This is a genomic window from Rathayibacter sp. VKM Ac-2879, from assembly GCF_015351245.1.
Classification (GTDB): Bacteria; Actinomycetota; Actinomycetes; order Actinomycetales; family Microbacteriaceae; genus Rathayibacter.
This window is the reverse complement of record NZ_JADKSO010000004.1, coordinates 39288-56313: the sequence shown is the minus strand read 5'-3', so window position 1 is coordinate 56313 and position 17026 is coordinate 39288. Positions and strand designations below refer to the sequence as shown.

Below are 17026 nucleotides of genomic sequence, written 5' to 3'. Positions count from 1 at the left end.
GTTCGCAATCCAGGATGAAAGCGAGCGCCACCGCATATCTGCGCGAGGGTGGAGTCCTCGATCGGGCATTCATCCTGAGTTGTGAACGGCACCCCCTTACCATCGGGCCATGGCACTGCTGCACCGCGCGACCATCGTCCCCACCAAGCTCGAGCTCGTCGAGGCCTGGGCGCCTGACCAGCCCTGGTGCGACCGCGGAGGCTTCACGCAGCTCGGCGCATACCGCTTCGACGATCCGGCGGGCGAGGTCGGCATCGAGACCCTCCTCGTTCAGGCCGAAGGGCAAGCGCCCCGTCAACTGCCGCTGACGTACCGTGGCGCGCCGCTCGATGGGGCCGAGCAGTGGTTGATCGGCACGATGCACCACTCGGTGCTCGGCGAGCGATGGGTGTACGACGCAGCCGGCGATCCGGTCGGCGTTGCCGCCTTCGCCACAGCGATCCGCACCGGCGCCCAGCAGGCCGAGCTCTACACGGAGGCGGAGGGCGAGCGGGTGCGCCGCGACCCGACCGCGACCGTGCAGGGCAGTGGAGGGGCCTTTGAGCCCGTCCCGCCCCCGTCCTTCGTGCGGTCGTGGAGTGATGAACGCGTCACCGTGGTCGAGTGTGACGGCCTGACTCTCACCCTTACGCGCGTCCTCGACGACATGCCGCTCGCCGGTGCGCAGACGCTGATCGGCTGCTGGCCCGGAGGCTCGCCGACGCTCCTCGCCGCGCTCTCCTGACGGAGCTCCCCCCTCCCGCGAGATGCCACATATGCGCACGACACGCCGGCGGAGGCGATCACAAGTGGCATCTCGCGGCGCACGGGGCTGCGCGGCGACGGCGGTGGAGACACGGCGTGGGCGTCAGCGGAGGGAGGCGAGCACGGCCTCCAGCTCGTCGACGACGACATCGATCTCGTCAGCCGTCACCACGAGCGGCGGGGCCAGCCGGATGGTCGAGCCATGGGTGTCCTTCGCGAGGACGCCGCGTTCCAGCAGCGCCTCGCACACCGCGCGCCCCGACGCGAGCGTCGGGTCGATGTCGATGCCGGCCCACAGCCCGACGCCTCGCACGGCGACCACTCCCCGTCCGACGAGTGCCGCGAGTCGGGAGTGCAGCTGCTCACCGCGGGCGCGCGCCATCGCCTGATACTCGCCCGTGGCGAGCATCTCGACGACGGCGAGGCCGACGGCGGCCGCCAGCGGGTTGCCTCCGAACGTCGAGCCGTGCTGCCCCGGCTGCAGCACGCCGAGCACATCGGCGTTCGCGACGACCGCCGAGACCGGCACGATGCCTCCGCCGAGAGCTTTGCCCAGCAGATAGACGTCGGGGACCACCCCGACCAGATCGCAGGCGAAGGTCGCACCCGTGCGCCCGAGGCCCGACTGGATCTCGTCGGCGATGAAGAGGACGTTGTGGCGGGCGGTGATCTCGCGCACGGCAGGCAGGTAGCCGGCCGGCGGCACGACGATGCCCGCCTCCCCCTGGATGGGCTCGAGGAGGACCGCAACCGTGTCCTCGTCGATCGCGGCCTCCAGCGCTGCCGCGTCTCCGAACGGGACCGTGCGGAAGCCTGGCGTGAACGGGGCGAAGCCCTCGCGCGCCTCCGGGTCGTCGCTGAACGAGACGATCGTCGTCGTGCGGCCGTGGAAGTTTCCCGCCGCGACGATGATGGTGGCGCGACCCGGGGTCACCCCTTTGACGCGGTAGCCCCAGGCGCGGGCGACCTTGATGCCCGATTCCACGGCCTCCGCTCCGGTGTTCATGGGGAGCACCATGTCCTTGCCGGCGAGCGCGGCGAGGGCCGTGACGAAGGGTCCGAGCCGGTCGTTGTGGAATGCGCGGCTCGTGAGGGTGACGCGGTCGAGCTGTGCGCGCGCCGCCTCCAGCAGCACCGGGTGAGAGTGCCCGAAGTTGACGGCGGAGTAGGCGGCGAGGCAATCGAGGTAGCGCCGGCCGTCGACGTCGGTGACCCAGACGCCCTGGGCGGTCGCGGCGACGACCGGCAGCGGGTGGTAGTTGTGGGCGGCGTGCGCCTCTTCGGCCGCGATCAGGGAGCTGGTGGTCATGGTGTCCTCCTGAGGACGTGCGGCCCGTGCTGCGGGCTGAGGTGCGGGTACGGGTGCGTCTCGAGCGCCCACACGCCGTCGCACTCGGCGGCGAATGCGAGGCGCGTCGGCTTCTCGACGAGCGCGAGGGGACGAGGCGGGAGCCGGCTGCGCCTCAGCGCCGCAACTCCAGGGTGCAGCACTTCACGCCGCCTCCGCCGAGCAGCAGCTCCGACAGGTCGACGCCGATCGGCTCGTAGCCGCGCTCGCGCAGCTGGCGCTCGAATCCGGTCGCACGCGACGCGATGACGACGTGGAGTCCGTCCGAGAACGAGTTGAGCCCGAGCACTGCGGCGTCCTCCTCCGATACCAGGATCGCGTCGGGGTAGAGCTCACGCAGCACGCGGTTGCCCTCGTCGCTGAACGCGCTCGGGAGGTAGGCGATGTTCGTGTCGTCGAGCACCGCGATCGCCGTGTCGAGGTGGTAGAAGGACGGATTCACGAGCTCGAGGGTCACGACCTCGCGGCCGAAGAGGCGAGCGACCTCGGCGTGCGAGTCGGAGGCGGAGCGGAAGCCGGTGCCCGCGAGGATGCGCTCGCCGACGAGGAGGAAGTCGCCCTCGCCCTCGTTCACCTCCTCCGGTTCGCGCACGTCGAAGCCGGCCGAGCGGAACCACTCCATATAGGCCGGCCCTTCGGGCTGCCGCTCGGGGTAGGTGAAGGAGGCGCCGTAGGCGATGCCGTCGATGACGAAGCCGCCGTTCGCCGCGTACACCATGTCGGGCAGGCCGGCCTCGGGCTCGATCAGCTGGACGTCGAAGCCGAGTCCGACGTAGGTGTCGTACAGCGTCTGCCACTGGCGCACGGCGAGGGAGGTGTCGGTGGGGACCCGTGGATCCATCCAGGGGTTGATCCGGTAGACGACGGTGAAGTGCTCGGGGCGGCACATCAGGATCGTCTTGGCGGCGGGGGTGCGGATCGGTGCTGCGGAGAGCACGGCGGTGTCGGTCATTCGAGTCCTCCTGCGAAAGGATGCGGATGAGCGGACCGGGTCCAGTGGCTCTGTGCCCGGCGGAGGATCGCGACGGGTTGGAGCACGCTCCCCTCCAGTGTTGCACGCCGACATTGTGCGATGCCGGCCACAGGACGCACTTTTTGCGCGTCTTGAGAACCGAGACGGCGAGATTCACGCGCCCGCACCGTCGGCGACGCCGGATCGGGACCGAGGGGGCCCGGGCGTCCTCCCGTAGCCAGTGAGCGGCGCGCTCGACTCCGCCTGCCCCGACCCGGAGGATCGAGGGGTGAGCATCTCCGCCGACCCCTCCCCGAGCGCCCTGAGCGCGCGCCCCCTCCTCGTCGGGATCGAGACGGGCGGGACGAAGGTCGCCGTCGCGGTCGCCGCCCTGACCGAGCCCGAGCAGATCCTCGCGAGGACGACTCTGCCGACCCGCGCGCCCGAGCAGACGCTCGCGGCCATCGCCGACTTCGTGAGCGGCCACCCGGTCGCGGGCGAGGTCGTGGCGATCGGAGTCGCCTCCTTCGGACCGCTCGACATCGACCCCGACTCCCCCGACTATGGCCGTCTCACCTCGACGCCCAAGCCCGGCTGGTCGGGCGTCGACGTCCTCGGACCGATCTCCGCGGCGGCCCCGGGCGCGGCGACGGCCCTCGCGACCGACGTGAACGGCGCGGCTGTCGGGGAGGCGCGCTGGGGCGCCGCGAGCGGCGAGAGCGACTTCGCCTATCTCACGGTCGGCACCGGAGTCGGCGGCGGCCTGGTCTCGGGCGGCCGGCTCCTGGCGGGAAGCGGCTGGCCCGAGATCGCCCACCTGCTGCCGAGGCGCCATACGGACGACCGCTTCGCGGGCTCGTGCCCCTTTCACGGCGACTGTCTGGAGGGGCTCGTCGCGGGGCCCGCGATCGTGGCGCGCTGGGGGGTCGACGGCTCGCGGCTGCTCGCGGCGGAGGCGGAGGCGAACCTCCGCTTCAGCTCGTTCTATCTCGCTCAGCTGGTGTCGACGCTCGCCTACGTCGTGGGGGTCCGGTTGGCGATCCTCGGCGGTGGCGTCTCGAAGACGCCGGGCCTCCTGCCCGCAGTGGAGGCCGAGGTGGGGCGCCTGATGGGCGGTCCTGGCGCGACGGGAACCGGCGGAGGGCGCCTCCGCGTCGTGGCGCCGGGCCTGGGGGACGACTCGGGAGTCCTGGGCGCGCTGTCACTGGCGCAATCAGCGCTCTGATCAGCTCCTCTACCCTGGCAGGCATGAGCGAACGACCAGCAGACGCGCCGGACCTCGGGCGCGACGAGACCGCAGAGGAGCGGTCCGACCGCAACTGGAACGAGATCCTGCAAGAGCTGCGTGTGGTGCAGACCGGGACGCAACTGCTCGGAGGATTTCTGCTCACCCTCTGCTTCCAGCAGCGCTTCACGGAGCTCCATCCGGCCGGGCTCACCCTCTATCTGGTGCTCGTGCTGCTCGCCGCGTGCGTCACGGTGCTGGCGCTCGCGCCGGTGGTGGTGCATCGTCTGCTGTTCCAGCAGCGGAGGAAGGCCGAGCTCGTGCGCTTCGGCAATCGGGTGGTGGTCGTCTGCCTCGCGGCCGGCTCGCTGCTGTTCGTCGGGGTGGTGGGCTTCGTGTTCGACTTCGTGCTCGAGGCGCGCGCCGGGCTGCTCGCGGGCGGAGGCGTCCTGCTGCTGCTCGCGGTGGTCTGGATCGTGGCGCCCCGGAGTCTCCGGCGGCGGTGAAGGAGCCCGCGTGAGGGCCTGGACGCCCCTCCACAGCCGCTCGTTCTCGCGATCCTCCACAGATCCGGGGCTCACGGTCCGTGAGCCGTCACGAGCGAGCACCCTCGAGGCATGTCGTCTCTACCCCGTCCCTCCTCGTCAATGCGGTCGCGGATTCACGCGGTCGCCCAGGCTCGAGAGGTCGACGACCTCGGGCAACGGCAGCGCCTCGAGGGCGCCCTGCTCCGACAGCTCGAGCACCGCATCCACGAGGGCTCTCGAGCCCCCGATCACGGTCGAGTCGAAGTCGACCTCGGTGGCCAGGTACCACGCGCGGTCGTCAGGCCAGAGCGCGAGCGGGGTCTGCACCGTGGTCCCGGACGCGGTGGCGAAGCCGGCCTCCCGCGCCCAGCCGGGGTCGGCGAGTGTGCGCACGTCGAGCGAGAACAGCAGGCATTCGCGCCCCGGCAGCTCCAACCAGCCCGCGGCGGCGATCTCGGGATGCTCCCACCCTGTCGGTCGAGAGTCCGAGAGCCACTCAGGGTCACGGCCCCCGCGCCGCGAGAAGACGACGGTCTGCTCGCCGACGAGCGTCCCATACCCCTCCCAGAAGGCGGCGAGGCATGCCTCCGGAGTCGCGGTCGCCGCGGACAGCGGGCCGGCGAGAGCGGCGAGTTCGACGAGAGGGAGCACACCCGTCCTCGGTGCGCCGACATCGATGGGGGAGGGTCCGACCACCGAGTCCCACTGCGCGAGCGGGTGCAGCACTGTCCCCGCCCGCTCGGCGACGTCTCGCCAGCGGACCACCGGATCCTCGCTCACGGGGTGGAGCACCCGGACCGCCGCATCGAACACGGGCGGCACGATCCCGTCGAACGTGCCGAACCGCCCCAGCGCCTCGAGCACCCAGCGCCCGCGCTCCACATCGCGTTCCGCCCGAAGCGGTGCCCCTGCCCGACTGTCCATGCGCTCACAGTAGGGCGCGCCGCCCCGCCCCTGGTCTCAGCGGGGTACCGAAGCCGCCCCGGTCAGCGCGGTGTAGGCGCGCCGAGGTCCGGTCTCACCGGCGAGGGCGGCGCTCAGCGCGGTCAGGGCTGCCCGCTCCTCGCCCTCGAGCGCGAGCATCCGGCGCGCGGCGTCGGCGAGCTCCGCGGAGGTCGCGGAGTTGGGATCGAGCACGGCGGCGAATCCGGCCCGCTCGAGCGCCGCCGCGCCGGCAAACTGGTCGGTCGAGAACGGAAGGGCGACGAGCGGGACCCCCGCGGTCATCGCCTCCGTCACGCTGTTGTTGCCGCCGTGGGTGATCGCGAGCGCGGCACGGCCGAGCAGCGTCACTTGAGGGAGGAAGCCGCGCACCAACCATCCGCCGGGTATCGCTCCCAGCGTGGAGGGGTCGGTCGAGCCCGAGGCGAGGGCGACCCGCACGGGGCGTCCTCCGATCTCGACCTCGGCGAGCGCCGCGACGACCCGCGCGAGCACGTCGCCGCGCACCGAGAGAAAGCTGCCGAAGCTGACGTAGACGAGCGGGTCGGTGGAGGAGGCGAGCCAGCGCTCCACCTCGGCGTCCACCGGCTCGGCACGCACAGCGGAGCCGAGGAAGGCGTGCGGAGGCAGGAGTGCCGAGCGCGAAGGGTCGTGCAGCTCTTCGGGATAGTTGAGCAGGAGCACGTCCCCGCTCTCGGCGAACGCGTCGGTGCTGCGCGGGGCGGAGGGGTCCAGGGTCGTGAGCGCGGCGTTCCACTCGGCGGTGAACGCGTCGCGCACCTCGTCACACAGCTCGCGCAGGGCGGCGAGGTCGCCGGGTGCCGGATCGAGCGCCGCGGGCCACTCGGGCGGCACCCCGTAGACCTCGCCCGCCACCGTCAGAGCGCTCGGGTGCCCGAGGACGACATCGCCGTAGGGCACGCCGAGCGCCCGCAGGGCGACCCGCGCCGTGAACGCGAGGTGGTCGACCAGGATCGCCTCCGGCTGTACCTCGTCGAGGATCGCGCGGAGGTGTGCGGCGACTCCGGCCGGGTCCCACAGCAGGTCGGTGAGGCGTTCGCGCGCCTGATACGCGAGGGTGGGCACCATCCCTCGACGCGTCGCCTCGAAGAAGCCGCGAAGCGAGGCGCCCTCGTCGGGCGCCTGCTCCTCCGCCCTGATCGTGCCCGGGTTCGAGCCGCGGCCGAGGCGGAGCGGGACGTGCTCGAACGCGAAGGCGTCGACGATCGACCGGGTCGCGTCACCCGTCGCGACCACGACCCGCTCCCCTGCCTCGCGCCAGGCCGTTCCCAGCGTGGCGAGGGGCAGAAGGTGCGACGCGTAGTCCGGGCTGACGATCAGGAGGGTCACGACGACCCCAGGACGAGGCCCGAGAGGAGGGGCCGCTCCTGCTCGCGGGTCGCTCGCGTGTACACGGCCGAGAGGGCATGAGCCATCGCCTGGACCGTGTACCGCTCGGTGACCATAGCCCTCGCGCGTGCAGACGCGACATCTCTGAGCGTCCCGCTCGCGAGGTCGAGGGCGTCGGCCGAGGCGCGCGCGAGCGCCGTGGCATCGGAGGTGTCCACCAGAAACCCGGTCACACCCTGCTCGACATAGGTGGCCGGCCCACCCGCTCGAGGTGCGACGACGACGAGGCCCGCGGCGAGCGCCTCCAAGAGAGCGATGCCGAACTCCTCCTTGAGGCTCGCGCACACGTAGGCGCCGCCGGGGGCCGACAGCGTCGGTCGCCCGTGGCGGACGGCGCCGAGCCAGCGCGCGACCGTTCCGTTCGGACGATGGCCCGCCATGAGGAGACCGTCATGTACGACCGCCGCGATCCGGTCGAGCTGCTCGCGTTCGTCGGGTGTCGGCGCGGCCAGGTCGCCGCCCACGAGCACGAGGTTCGCCCGCGCTCGCAGGGCCGGGTCCGACGCCCAGGCCTCCGCGAGCGTCGCCATCCCCTTCACCCGGTGCAGGCGTCCGACGCTCAGCAGCACGGGCAGGTCGCGGCGCCCGTCTGGCAGCTGCGCGAGAAGACGGTCGAACGACGCCAGGTCGTCGCGTTCGTCGAGAGCCACCGGCTCGTCCGCGGCGGAGGCGCGCGCGGCCCGCTCGCCGCGCTCGACCAGGCGCACGTCGATCCCCTCCGGAACCACCGTGTGCCGCTCCGGGTGCGCCGTGATGTCGACCCCGATCAGCTCACGCATCGTCTCGGCGAGCCTCGCGCGCGGGAAGAGCACGGTGTGCGCGGCATCGGCCGCGAGGCGCTGCACGAGCCGCACCCTGAACCAGAAGTGCTCGTTCTCGTCGCGCTCGCCGAAGTCGCTCCGAGAGAGGGCGCCGGACGCGTCGAGGCCCGCGATCAGAGCATGCGGGTCGGGGGCGAGGGTGAAGACGATGGGGATCTCGAGCTCGCGCGCGACCGCCGCCGCCGCGAGCGAGCCGACGTCCGCCATGCGCAGGTGCAGCACGTCGACACGACCCGCTGCGCGAAGGACCCGGCGGATCCCGCGCTCGGCGGCGATCCTGCGCGGCCATGCCTCCGGCATCGGCGCGGGCGTTCCCACGAAGGGGACGGGAGCGAAGCCGTGGCCGGAGGCGGGGAGCTCGGAGAGGGCGCGTTCGGCCTCGTCTGCGGTCCCGCGCGAGAGAGTGAGCACGCGGTCCAGGCTCTCCTCCTCGGCCAGCGCGTCGCCGAGGCGCACGAGCAGCGTCGCGATCCCTCCGTTGTCGCCGGCACCGACGCGTGTGAGGGTGCCGTCGATGTCGGCGTGGAGGAAGAGCTGCGCGATGGTCGGTCCCGCCTCGGAGAGAGGGGCAGGACCGAGGTCGACGAGGGCGAGTCTGGCGAAGGGAGCGAGCGCGTCCCGCGCCTGGGCGAGTCGCGTGAGCAACGGCTCCGCCTCGGTGCAGGACCGCTCGCCGAGCGCCTCGACGGCCGCCGCACGAGCCGCGAGCCCCTCCGCCTCATCGGCGGCGAGCTGCAGAAGCGTCCGCTCGGCCATCGAGCCGGGAACGCGACCGAGGGTTTCGACGAAGCGGGCGCGCACCTCCCCGTCACGCTCGCCGACCAGCGCGGCCTCGAGCGCGACCGTAAGAAGGTCCGAGCTCGACGAGGCCCAGAGCAGCAGAGTCCGCTGCGCGAGCATCCCCGAGAATCCGCCCGAACGGAGCATCGCGAGCAGAGGGCCGACGGCCGCCGGCCGCGGAAGACGCCCGCCGAACGCCCACGCGGCGTGCTCGCGGAGGTAGCCGCGATCATCCGCGAGCAGCCGCAGGAGCGCGAGGTCCGCCTCCTCGTCGAAGACCTGGGCGAGCGAGTGCACCGCGGCGATCGCCGTGAGCTGGTCGGAGGCGTCGAGGGCGGCCCTCGTGAGCAGCCGCACCGCGCGCCCGCCGCCGTCGCTGACGGCAGCGATGGTCAGCTCGTCGGCCGCCCTGATGGCCTCGAGCAGGGTGGGCGCGGCGCGGACGGCGTCGAGAACGGTCTGCGTAGCCATGGTTCACCTGGTCTGTCGGAGCGGCGGGACGTGCCCAGGGCGCCGGTTCCTGCATCGAACCGTGCGGTTCGAACAGCCGCGCGCATCGGGCCGGTTTCGAGCATGCCGCGGCCGTGGCTGGGATTTCGCCTCTTGCTTGCGCGGGCGGCCCGCGGTAGAGCGGTGGGGCGCTCAGCCTCCAGTCCGGGCCGGGAGGCGTTGCACCGGTTACGCGGCCGCGATGCTCTCCTCGGACACGCCTGGAGGCCCTTGCCCTCCCTCCCAAACGCGATATATCGTGTGTTGAAGCAACTCGCGTTATATCGCGTTGAGCGTCCTCCAGACGCACCCCGCAGAGAAGGAGCAGTCCATGTCACTCGAGAAATGGCTCGTGCAGGCGGGCGAGACGAAGGTCATCGACCTCGACGTCATCCGCGCCGTGAAGATCGCCCTGGTCGGGGGTCAAGTCGACGTCATCGCCCACGACGAGCCGACCGCGCGCGTCGAGGTCCACAGCGTCGACGGACGGCCCCTGAAGGTCTCGAGGGAGGGCGACCGCCTCGAGATCGACCACATTCAACTCCGCTGGGACTCGATCATCGACGTCGTCAAGGGCCTCGGCCGCCGCGGCGATCGCGCCGATGTCAGCGTTCTCGTCCCCCGCGGCGTCGCGCTCACCTTCGACACCGTCTCGGCCGAGGGCCTCGTCTCGGGCCTGCACAGCGACGCTCGCGTCTCGACCGTCGGCGGCGACGTCGTCCTCGACGGGGTGCACGGCGACGTCGAGGTCAACACCGTCCACGGCGAGCTCTCGGTGCGCAACCACACCGGTCGCGTCACCGCCCGCACCGTCTCGGGAGACGTCACCGCGACCGGCGCGCTCACCCGCCTCACCGTCGACGGCGTCTCGGGAGACGTGCTCGTCGACGCGGAGGGGACCCCCGACGAGATCCAGGCGAACACCGTCAGCGGCGACCTCACGATCCGCATCGACGAGGGGCTCGGTGCCCGTTACCGCATCAACACGGCGACCGGCACCCTCCAGCTCGACGGCTCGATCGTGAAGGGCACGTTCGGTCGCGGCTACACCGCGACCACCGGCTCCCTCGACTCGACCTGGGTCGACATCGCAGCCAACTCGGTCTCGGGCGACGTGACCGTCGTGCGCCGCGCCACCTCCCCCGCACCCGTGGACGATCGCGCAGGCTGGGGCTCGCCCGACTCGGGCCCCGTCGACGATCAGCGTCCCAGCGACGGAGGCGCGCTGTGACCCCCGTCTTCGCGCACGGCCGCCTGCGCCTCTATCTCCTGAACCTGCTCGCCGAGGCTCCCCGCCACGGCTACGAGCTCATCCAGGCGCTCAGCGAACGCTTCGGCGGCACCTACGCGCCCAGCGCCGGAACCGTCTACCCCCGCCTGGCGAAGCTCGAAGAGGAGGGTCTCGTCACCAAGGAGGCAGATGGCCGCAAGACCGTCTATTCGATCACCGACGAGGGCCGCGCCGAGCTGGCCAGCCGCGCGGGAGACCTCGGCGACCTCGAGCAGGAACTCTCCGACTCCGTCCGCCGGCTCGCCGACGAAGTACGCCTGGGCGTGACAGCGGCGATGAAGAGCCTCCGCGCCGATCTCGCGAGCGCCGCCCGCGACTCCCGAGAACCCTCTCGTCGACCCGGCCCTTCGCCCGAGGAGACCACGGCGAACGCACAGGACGAGCCCGGCGCCGCCAGCCGTAGCGCCTCCCGCCTGGCCCTGCGCGAGGCAGAGGTGCTGCTCACCGAGTTCCGCGACGAGCTGCGGGCCGAGCTGCGCACCGCCTCCGCCCACGGAGCCGTCACCGCCGAGAGCGTGTCCGCTCTGCGCGTCGCGCTCGACCAGGCCAGAACGGCGGTCCGGTCCACCCTGGGCTGACGCCGCGGTGGCGGGGTCCCACAGGATCCCGTCACCGCCCACCGTCGCCTACTGCCGGCCGACGGCCAACGCCTCCTCCTCGACGTCGAGGAACGCCAACGCGCTCACCACCGCGGGCTCCTGATAGCGCCCCTCGGCGCGCGCCCGCAGCACAGCCTCGCGCTCGGCTTCGATCATCACCCGCCGCAGACGGTTGTAGGAGCGAGCGAGCGGCTCCACGGTCTCGTCCTCCGGAGGGTTCTCCAACGCGTCGGCGAGGAACCGCGCGTTACGCCGCAGCCGCTCGATCACCCGGTCCTCCACTCCGTCGAGCGACTCCCGATCGAGCCGCGCCAGACCAGCGGTCTGCGCCTCCGCGAGCAGCATCTGCTTCTCGACGTGCTCCTGCATCTCGTTCGGCGCGGGCAGCTTGAGCGCCCGCACCAGCCGCGGCAGAGCGAGGCCCTCGACCAGCGTCCCCGCCACGACCACGAACGCGAGGAACTGAAGGAAGGCACGTTGCGGCGTCTCCTCCGGCAGGAGGAACGCGGCCGCGAGGGTGACCACCCCGCGAATGCCGGCGAACGACACTCCGATCGCCGTCGGCCAGGTCCAGCCACGCTGCTGCAGCCGCCGCGGACCGTGCCGGAAGAGGACGGTCGTCATGCACATCCACAGCACCCGGCTGCCGATGAGCGCCGCGAGGATCGCCGCGCCGATGCCGACCGTCTGCCAGACGCCGACCCCCGAGTCTGCGGTCGCCCCGACCACCGACGACAGGCTCAGCCCGATGAAGAGGAACACCGCGTTCTCGAGGAGGAACTGGATCGTCCGCCAGTTGAGCGACTCCGCGATGCGCGCTTGCGCCGACTGGATCACGGGCGCACGGAAGCCCAGGAAGAGCCCCGCGACGACCACCGCGAGCACCCCCGAGCCGTGCAGGAGCTGCGCGGGGATGAACGCGACGTAGGGCGTGACGAGGGAGAGGCTCGTGTCGAGCACCGACGACGACACCTGCTTACGGACGATTCCGAGGACGACCGCCACGACGATCCCGACCCCTCCGCCGACAACGACCGCGAGGACGAAGTCGAGCGCGACGCGCCCGGGTGTCACCGTGCTCACGATCGCGAGCAGGGAGGCGTTGAGCGCGACGAGCGCAGTCGCGTCGTTGAGCAGGCTCTCGCCCTCGAGCACCGTGAGCATGCGGCGCGGCAGCCGGAGGCGTCCTGCGATCGCCGTGACGGCCACGGCATCCGTGGGCGCCACGATCGCGCCGAACGCTAGCGCCGCGGCGACCGTGATCGCCGGAACCACGAGCCAGGCCACCGCGCCGACGGCGAGGACGGTGAAGACCACCAGTCCGACCGAGAGCAGCAGAATGCTGTCGCCGCGGGCCCGAACGTCGAGGACGGAGGTGCGGATCGCTGCGGCGTAGAGCAGGGGCGGCAGGATGCCGAAGAGCACGACGTCGGGCTCGACCGTCACCGCGGGGATCCCCGGTACGAACGAGGCCAGCGCACCCACGGCGACCAGCGCGACGGGAGCCGACCAGCCGACCCGGCCGGACAGCCCGGTCACGAGCACGGTGACGAGAACGAACGAGACGATCCAGACGATCGCGACGACCGGTTCCTCCATCGCGCGCCTCCTCCCCGGCGCATCGCGCCTCCGGCCACCATTCTGGTGGCGTGTCGAGCCGTCGGCTCGCGAGGAACGGACGGGAGTGGGCGGAGCCTAGGGCCGCGCCTCGTGGATGTCGCGCGCCTTCGTCACCCGTGCCGGATCGACGGGATGCATCCCGAGCACGATCTTGCCTCGCGAGTGCCGCTTTTCGAGATCATCGAAGGCGTCCCGGACCTGGTCGAACGGGTAGAAACCCGAGATGAGGACCCTCAGGCGCTGCTCTCCGACGAGTCTCACGAGCTCCGCGAGGATCTCGGTGTCGCGGCGGGCGGTCTCTGCGTCCGGCCAGACGGCGCGCAACTCGATCTCCTTGCGGTCGGCGCTGGAGTGGAAGCGGCCGTCGATGATGCCCAGCTCCTCGGCGAGCCCGGGGTTCGTGCCGCCGAAGTTGTCGAGGAACACCGTCGCTCCCCGGGGCGCTGCGGCGCGGATCCGCTCGGCGAGGCCGTCCCCGTAGACGATCGGTGTGACTCCGATCTGCCGCAGATAGTCGAAGTTGCGCTCTCCGCAGGTCCCGATCACAGTCGCGCCGCGCATCATCGCGAGCTGAGTCTCGAGACCGCCGACGCCTCCCGCCGCCGCCGACACGACGACGGTGTCGCCGGGGCCGACGCGGGTGGCTTCGAGAGCGCGCCAGGCCGTCACCCCGGCGAGGAACAGTGCGCCGCCGACCTCCCAGCTCACCGAGGGCGGCTTGGGGACGAGGTTCTCGCGCGGCACGACGATGTGGGTCGCGTGCGAGCCGACGAGCGCGTGGCCCACGACCTCGCTGCGCACCGCGAGATCGTGGACCCCCTCGCCCCGCCCGACGACGAGGCCGGAGAAGTCGGTCCCCTGGCGCATCGGGAAGGTGGCTGAGTGCGCGGAGTCGAACAGGCCCTGGCGGATGAACGCCTCCATATGGTTGACCGCCGCCGCGAGAACCTCGACGAGGACCTCGCCGGGGCCCGGGCTGGGCCGGTCGATCTCGACGATCTCGAGGACCTCCGCGCCTCCGAAACGGGAGTACTGGACGGCGCGGCTGGTGTGTGGGCTCAGGCGGGACATGCCCCATCCTCCGCCCGCATGCGCGAGAACCCGTGACCCTCGAAGGGGGGCGTGCGGAGTCAGTCGGCCCGCTCGGGGCAATACAGCTGAGTACGAGGGCCGGAGCGGTCGATCACGTGCTCGGACATCGCACGGGAGCACAGGGGGCAGGCCTGCCCGGCGGGTGCCTCCGGTTCGGGTTGGTCGTACGGCCCGAGAGGAGGCGGTCCGATCCACGGGAACAAGCGCGCGTTGAAGCGCTGGTAGAGCGAGTCGGTCTTTTTCCGCGTCATATCCTTAGTGTACTAACGATCAGCGCACGATGAGAGGATGCCACCGTGGAACCCGACCCGCTCGCCCTGCAGAACCAGGTCTGCTTCTCGCTCGCGGTCGCCGCACGCACGGTCATCGGCCTCTACCGTCCCGTGCTCGAGCCGCTCGGTCTCACCCACCCGCAGTACCTCGTGATGCTCGCGCTCTGGGAGCGCAGCCCGCGCTCGCTCGCGGACCTCGGCTCCGCCCTCCGCCTCGAGCCCGCCACCCTCAGCCCGCTCGTCAAGCGCCTGGAGGCGAGCGGCCACGTCACCCGCGCTCGGAGCGTCGACGACGAGCGCCGCCTCGACGTCGACCTGACCCCGTCGGGCGCCGCGCTGCGCGAGCAGGCGTTGCTCGTGCCCGCACAGATCGTGGAGCGCCTCGACGTGCCGCTCGAGGAGCTGAGCGCCCTCCGCGACAGTCTCACGAGACTGATCGGGGCCGCGGCACGGCCCTGATCCTGCGCTCGGCGTGCACCGCGGAGGTCACGGACCGCATGCGGGGCCTCGCCATCGGAGACGTTCACGGCCTCCCCCACGACCCCACTCCAAGGGGTTTCCGCTCTGATCCCGCGCCTCGCCCCCTCCGACGCCCATCCTCGGCCTCCGGGGAAATCCCCGGTCACAGCGCGGGTCCAGCGGCCGTTCGGGCGACGCTCGGACGGTTGGCCCCTCCCCGCCCACGGAGTAGTGTCGTCGCTCGTGACACACGAGGCCGGTCCGACCGACGCGGAGGAATTGCCCAGCGACCCCACCGAGCTGCGCACCGCAAAGCACTTCTTCATCGGCGAGCCGCTGCCCAGCGACAAGCTCGAGGGGCAGCTCCTGCAGAAGCGCCTCGCTCTGCCGATCTTCGCGAGCGACCCGCTCTCCTCCGTCGCGTACGCGCCGCAGGAGCTGCTGATGATCCTCCTGCTCGGCGGCCTGTCGTTCCTCACCTTCGCGCCCTGGGTCGCCGCGTGCGTGGTCATCCTTCTCGTGGTGGTGGTTCTCAGCTACCGCCAGCTCATCCGCGCCTACCCCTCGGGCGGCGGCGACTACGAGGTCGCGCGCACGAACCTGGGCGAGACCGCGGGCCTCACCGTCGCCTCCGCCCTGCTCGTCGACTACGTGCTGACGGTCGCCGTGTCGGTCGCCTCGGGAGTCGACAACATCATCTCCGCGCTGCCCGAGCTGGCACCGCTCCGGGTCGAACTCGCGATCCTCTTCGTCGTCCTCCTCGCCGCGGTGAACCTCCGCGGGGTCTCGGAGTCGAGCAGGGCGTTCGCCGTGCCGACCTACCTCTTCGTGGCGAGCGTGTTCGTCATGGTCGTGGTGGGCCTCGCGCGCACCGCCTTCGGCGACACACCCGTCGCGGAGTCGGCCGGCTTCACAGTGCAGGGCGAGCAGCTCACGCAGGCGGCCGTGGTGCTCCTCCTGCTGCGTTCCTTCGCGAGCGGCTGCGCGGCGCTCACCGGAGTGGAGGCGATCTCGAACGGCGTCCCCGCCTTCCGAGTGCCCAAGGTGAAGAACGCGCAGCGCACCCTCGTGGCAATGGGCGCGATCGCGATCACACTCTTCGTCGGCCTCGTCGCACTCGCTCTGCTCTCGAACGTGCACTATGCCGAGAACGCCTGCCACCTGGTCGGCTTCGCGAACTGCGAGACGACTCCGCAGCGCTCGGTGATCGCGCAGGTGGCCGCTGCGACCTTCGGCAACAACTCCGTCCTGTTCTTCATCATCCAGGCGGCGACTGCGGCGGTGCTGCTCCTCGCCGCGAACACCGCGTTCAACGGCTTCCCGTTGCTGGGCTCCGTGCTCGCCCGCGACGGCTACGCGCCGAAGTCGCTCAACACCCGCGGCGACCGCCTGATCTACTCCAACGGCGTGATCATCCTCGCGCTCGTCGCCGCGATCATCCTGCTCGTCTACCAGGCCTCGCTGACGAGCCTCGTGCAGCTCTACATCATCGGCGTCTTCGTCTCGTTCACCCTCGGTCAGTCGGGGATGGTCAAGCACTGGGTGCGGATGATCCGCAACGGCGAGGGCTCGCGCACCGTCTACACGAGCCTCGGGATCAATCTCTTCGGCGCAACCCTGACCTTCGCGGTGCTCGTGGTCGTGACGATCACCAAGTTCACCCACGGCGCGTGGCTCGTCTACCTGGTGATGCCGATCCTCGGGATCCTGATGGCGGGGGTGTATCGCTACTACCGCGATGTCGAGAAGGAGATCGAGGTCGACCCGACCACGACGTTCGGCGCCAACGGCGACCATGCGATCGTGCTCGTGGGTCGCATGAACAAGCCCACCCTGAAAGCGCTCGACTATGCGATCGCCGCGCGGCACGAGACGTTGGAGGCGGTGCACTCCTCCATCGACGACGCGCAGACCGCGCAGCTCAAGGCCGACTGGGCACGGATGGACATCGAGGTGCCGCTGCGCTGCGTCGCCTCTCCCTACCGCGACATCTCGTATCCGCTGATCAAGTACATCAAGGCACACCGCCTCGAGCACGGTTCCGAGATCACGACCGTCTACATGCCGCAATACATCGTGGGCCACTGGTGGGAGGCGTTCCTCCACAATCACAAGTCGCGCCGGATCCGCCAGAAGCTGCTACTGGTGCACGGCGTCACGGTCGCCCTGGTGCCGTGGCTGCTCGACTCCTCCGAGCTGATCTACGGTCGTCGCTCGCGCCCGATCCCGGGCCAGTCGCGCCGAGGAGAGCCGATCCGCCCGGTGACCCGTCGGCCGATCCCTCCTGCAGCCGTGCTGCCCAAGGGCGCCGCCGGCGAGGGAGCCCCGCGCGTGCACGGGCAGCGTCCGGTCGCTCCCGCACGCACGCGCTCGAAGCGGCGCTGACCCTCGCGGCGCCGACGGCGACGCCTTCGCGTGCTCGACGGAGCGGCGGACGGCGGACACGGGTAGAGGG

Annotated in this window: 15 protein-coding genes; 7 read left to right on the top strand and 8 right to left on the bottom strand. The window is 71.4% G+C overall.

What is annotated here, in order from left to right:
* Positions 1 to 109 precede the first annotated feature (109 nt).
* A complete protein-coding gene (locus tag ITJ45_RS11110) occupies positions 110 to 724 on the top strand; it encodes a CG0192-related protein (protein WP_194610359.1) in 615 nt (204 codons plus the stop codon).
* A gap of 123 nt (positions 725 to 847) precedes the next feature.
* On the opposite strand, the gene rocD is transcribed toward ITJ45_RS11110, so the two are convergent.
* A complete protein-coding gene (gene rocD, locus ITJ45_RS11105; RefSeq protein WP_194610362.1) occupies positions 848 to 2053 on the bottom strand; it encodes an ornithine--oxo-acid transaminase in 1206 nt (401 codons plus the stop codon).
* Between the two features lie 154 nt (positions 2054 to 2207).
* A complete protein-coding gene (gene ddaH, locus ITJ45_RS11100) occupies positions 2208 to 3044 on the bottom strand; it encodes a dimethylargininase (RefSeq protein WP_194610364.1) in 837 nt (278 codons plus the stop codon).
* A 289-nt stretch (positions 3045 to 3333) separates the two neighbouring features.
* Here ddaH and ITJ45_RS11095 point away from each other — a divergent pair, with 289 nt between their 5' ends.
* The gene (locus ITJ45_RS11095) at positions 3334 to 4269 is read left to right on the top strand and encodes an ROK family protein (protein ID WP_323743021.1); all 936 of its coding nucleotides are present in this window, start codon (positions 3334 to 3336) and stop codon (positions 4267 to 4269) included.
* Positions 4270 to 4292: 23 nt separating this feature from the next.
* The gene (locus ITJ45_RS11090; protein ID WP_194610366.1) at positions 4293 to 4775 is read left to right on the top strand and encodes a DUF6328 family protein; all 483 of its coding nucleotides are present in this window, start codon (positions 4293 to 4295) and stop codon (positions 4773 to 4775) included.
* Between the two features lie 138 nt (positions 4776 to 4913).
* Here the strand turns inward: ITJ45_RS11090 and ITJ45_RS11085 are convergent, their stop codons facing one another.
* The 3 genes from ITJ45_RS11085 to ITJ45_RS11075 are packed head-to-tail and all read right to left on the bottom strand — an operon-like array spanning position 4914 to position 9220.
* Positions 4914 to 5720, bottom strand: a complete 807-nt coding sequence (locus ITJ45_RS11085) for a hypothetical protein (protein ID WP_194610368.1) — start codon at positions 5718 to 5720, stop codon at positions 4914 to 4916.
* 36 nt (positions 5721 to 5756) lie between these two features.
* Positions 5757 to 7088, bottom strand: coding sequence for a nucleotide disphospho-sugar-binding domain-containing protein (locus tag ITJ45_RS11080; protein ID WP_194610369.1), 1332 nt, complete (start codon positions 7086 to 7088; stop codon positions 5757 to 5759).
* On the bottom strand, positions 7085 to 9220 hold the full coding sequence (locus tag ITJ45_RS11075) for a glycosyltransferase (RefSeq protein ID WP_194610370.1): 2136 nt from the start codon (positions 9218 to 9220) through the stop codon (positions 7085 to 7087). The genes ITJ45_RS11080 and ITJ45_RS11075 overlap by 4 nt, the downstream gene beginning before the upstream one ends.
* 349 nt (positions 9221 to 9569) lie before the next feature.
* Between ITJ45_RS11075 and ITJ45_RS11070 the strand changes: the two genes are divergently transcribed.
* The gene (locus ITJ45_RS11070) at positions 9570 to 10469 is read left to right on the top strand and encodes a DUF4097 family beta strand repeat-containing protein (protein ID WP_194610371.1); all 900 of its coding nucleotides are present in this window, start codon (positions 9570 to 9572) and stop codon (positions 10467 to 10469) included.
* Positions 10466 to 11107 carry a PadR family transcriptional regulator gene (locus ITJ45_RS11065; RefSeq protein ID WP_194610372.1) on the top strand — a complete coding sequence of 214 codons (642 nt, stop codon included), beginning with the start codon at positions 10466 to 10468 and terminating at the stop codon, positions 11105 to 11107. The genes ITJ45_RS11070 and ITJ45_RS11065 overlap by 4 nt, the downstream gene beginning before the upstream one ends.
* Positions 11108 to 11155: 48 nt before the next feature.
* Here ITJ45_RS11065 and ITJ45_RS11060 read toward each other — a convergent pair whose 3' ends face one another.
* The 3 genes from ITJ45_RS11060 to ITJ45_RS11050 form a co-directional block, all read right to left on the bottom strand.
* Positions 11156 to 12727, bottom strand: coding sequence for a cation:proton antiporter (locus tag ITJ45_RS11060; RefSeq protein ID WP_194610373.1), 1572 nt, complete (start codon positions 12725 to 12727; stop codon positions 11156 to 11158).
* Between the two features lie 96 nt (positions 12728 to 12823).
* Positions 12824 to 13819, bottom strand: a complete 996-nt coding sequence (locus tag ITJ45_RS11055) for an NADP-dependent oxidoreductase (RefSeq protein ID WP_194610374.1) — start codon at positions 13817 to 13819, stop codon at positions 12824 to 12826.
* Positions 13820 to 13878: 59 nt separating this feature from the next.
* On the bottom strand, positions 13879 to 14091 hold the full coding sequence (locus ITJ45_RS11050) for a hypothetical protein (RefSeq protein ID WP_194610375.1): 213 nt from the start codon (positions 14089 to 14091) through the stop codon (positions 13879 to 13881).
* A gap of 45 nt (positions 14092 to 14136) precedes the next feature.
* Here ITJ45_RS11050 and ITJ45_RS11045 point away from each other — a divergent pair, with 45 nt between their 5' ends.
* A complete protein-coding gene (locus ITJ45_RS11045; RefSeq protein ID WP_194610377.1) occupies positions 14137 to 14571 on the top strand; it encodes a MarR family winged helix-turn-helix transcriptional regulator in 435 nt (144 codons plus the stop codon).
* Between the two features lie 279 nt (positions 14572 to 14850).
* Positions 14851 to 16956 carry an APC family permease gene (locus tag ITJ45_RS11040; RefSeq protein WP_194610511.1) on the top strand — a complete coding sequence of 702 codons (2106 nt, stop codon included), beginning with the start codon at positions 14851 to 14853 and terminating at the stop codon, positions 16954 to 16956.
* Positions 16957 to 17026 lie beyond the last annotated feature (70 nt).

Excerpts from the sequence above, each read along its gene's own strand:
- ITJ45_RS11070 (WP_194610371.1), top strand. The coding sequence starts at position 9,570 with ATGTCACTCGAGAAATGGCTCGTGCAGGCGGGCGAGACGAAGGTCATC.
- ITJ45_RS11090 (WP_194610366.1), top strand. The coding sequence starts at position 4,293 with ATGAGCGAACGACCAGCAGACGCGCCGGACCTCGGGCGCGACGAGACC.
- ddaH (WP_194610364.1), bottom strand. The coding sequence starts at position 3,044 with ATGACCGACACCGCCGTGCTCTCCGCAGCACCGATCCGCACCCCCGCC.
- ITJ45_RS11055 (WP_194610374.1), bottom strand. The coding sequence starts at position 13,819 with ATGTCCCGCCTGAGCCCACACACCAGCCGCGCCGTCCAGTACTCCCGT.
- ITJ45_RS11075 (WP_194610370.1), bottom strand. The coding sequence starts at position 9,220 with ATGGCTACGCAGACCGTTCTCGACGCCGTCCGCGCCGCGCCCACCCTG.
- ITJ45_RS11060 (WP_194610373.1), bottom strand. The coding sequence starts at position 12,727 with ATGGAGGAACCGGTCGTCGCGATCGTCTGGATCGTCTCGTTCGTTCTC.
- ITJ45_RS11085 (WP_194610368.1), bottom strand. The coding sequence starts at position 5,720 with ATGGACAGTCGGGCAGGGGCACCGCTTCGGGCGGAACGCGATGTGGAG.
- ITJ45_RS11050 (WP_194610375.1), bottom strand. The coding sequence starts at position 14,091 with ATGACGCGGAAAAAGACCGACTCGCTCTACCAGCGCTTCAACGCGCGC.
- rocD (WP_194610362.1), bottom strand. The coding sequence starts at position 2,053 with ATGACCACCAGCTCCCTGATCGCGGCCGAAGAGGCGCACGCCGCCCAC.
- ITJ45_RS11110 (WP_194610359.1), top strand. The coding sequence starts at position 110 with ATGGCACTGCTGCACCGCGCGACCATCGTCCCCACCAAGCTCGAGCTC.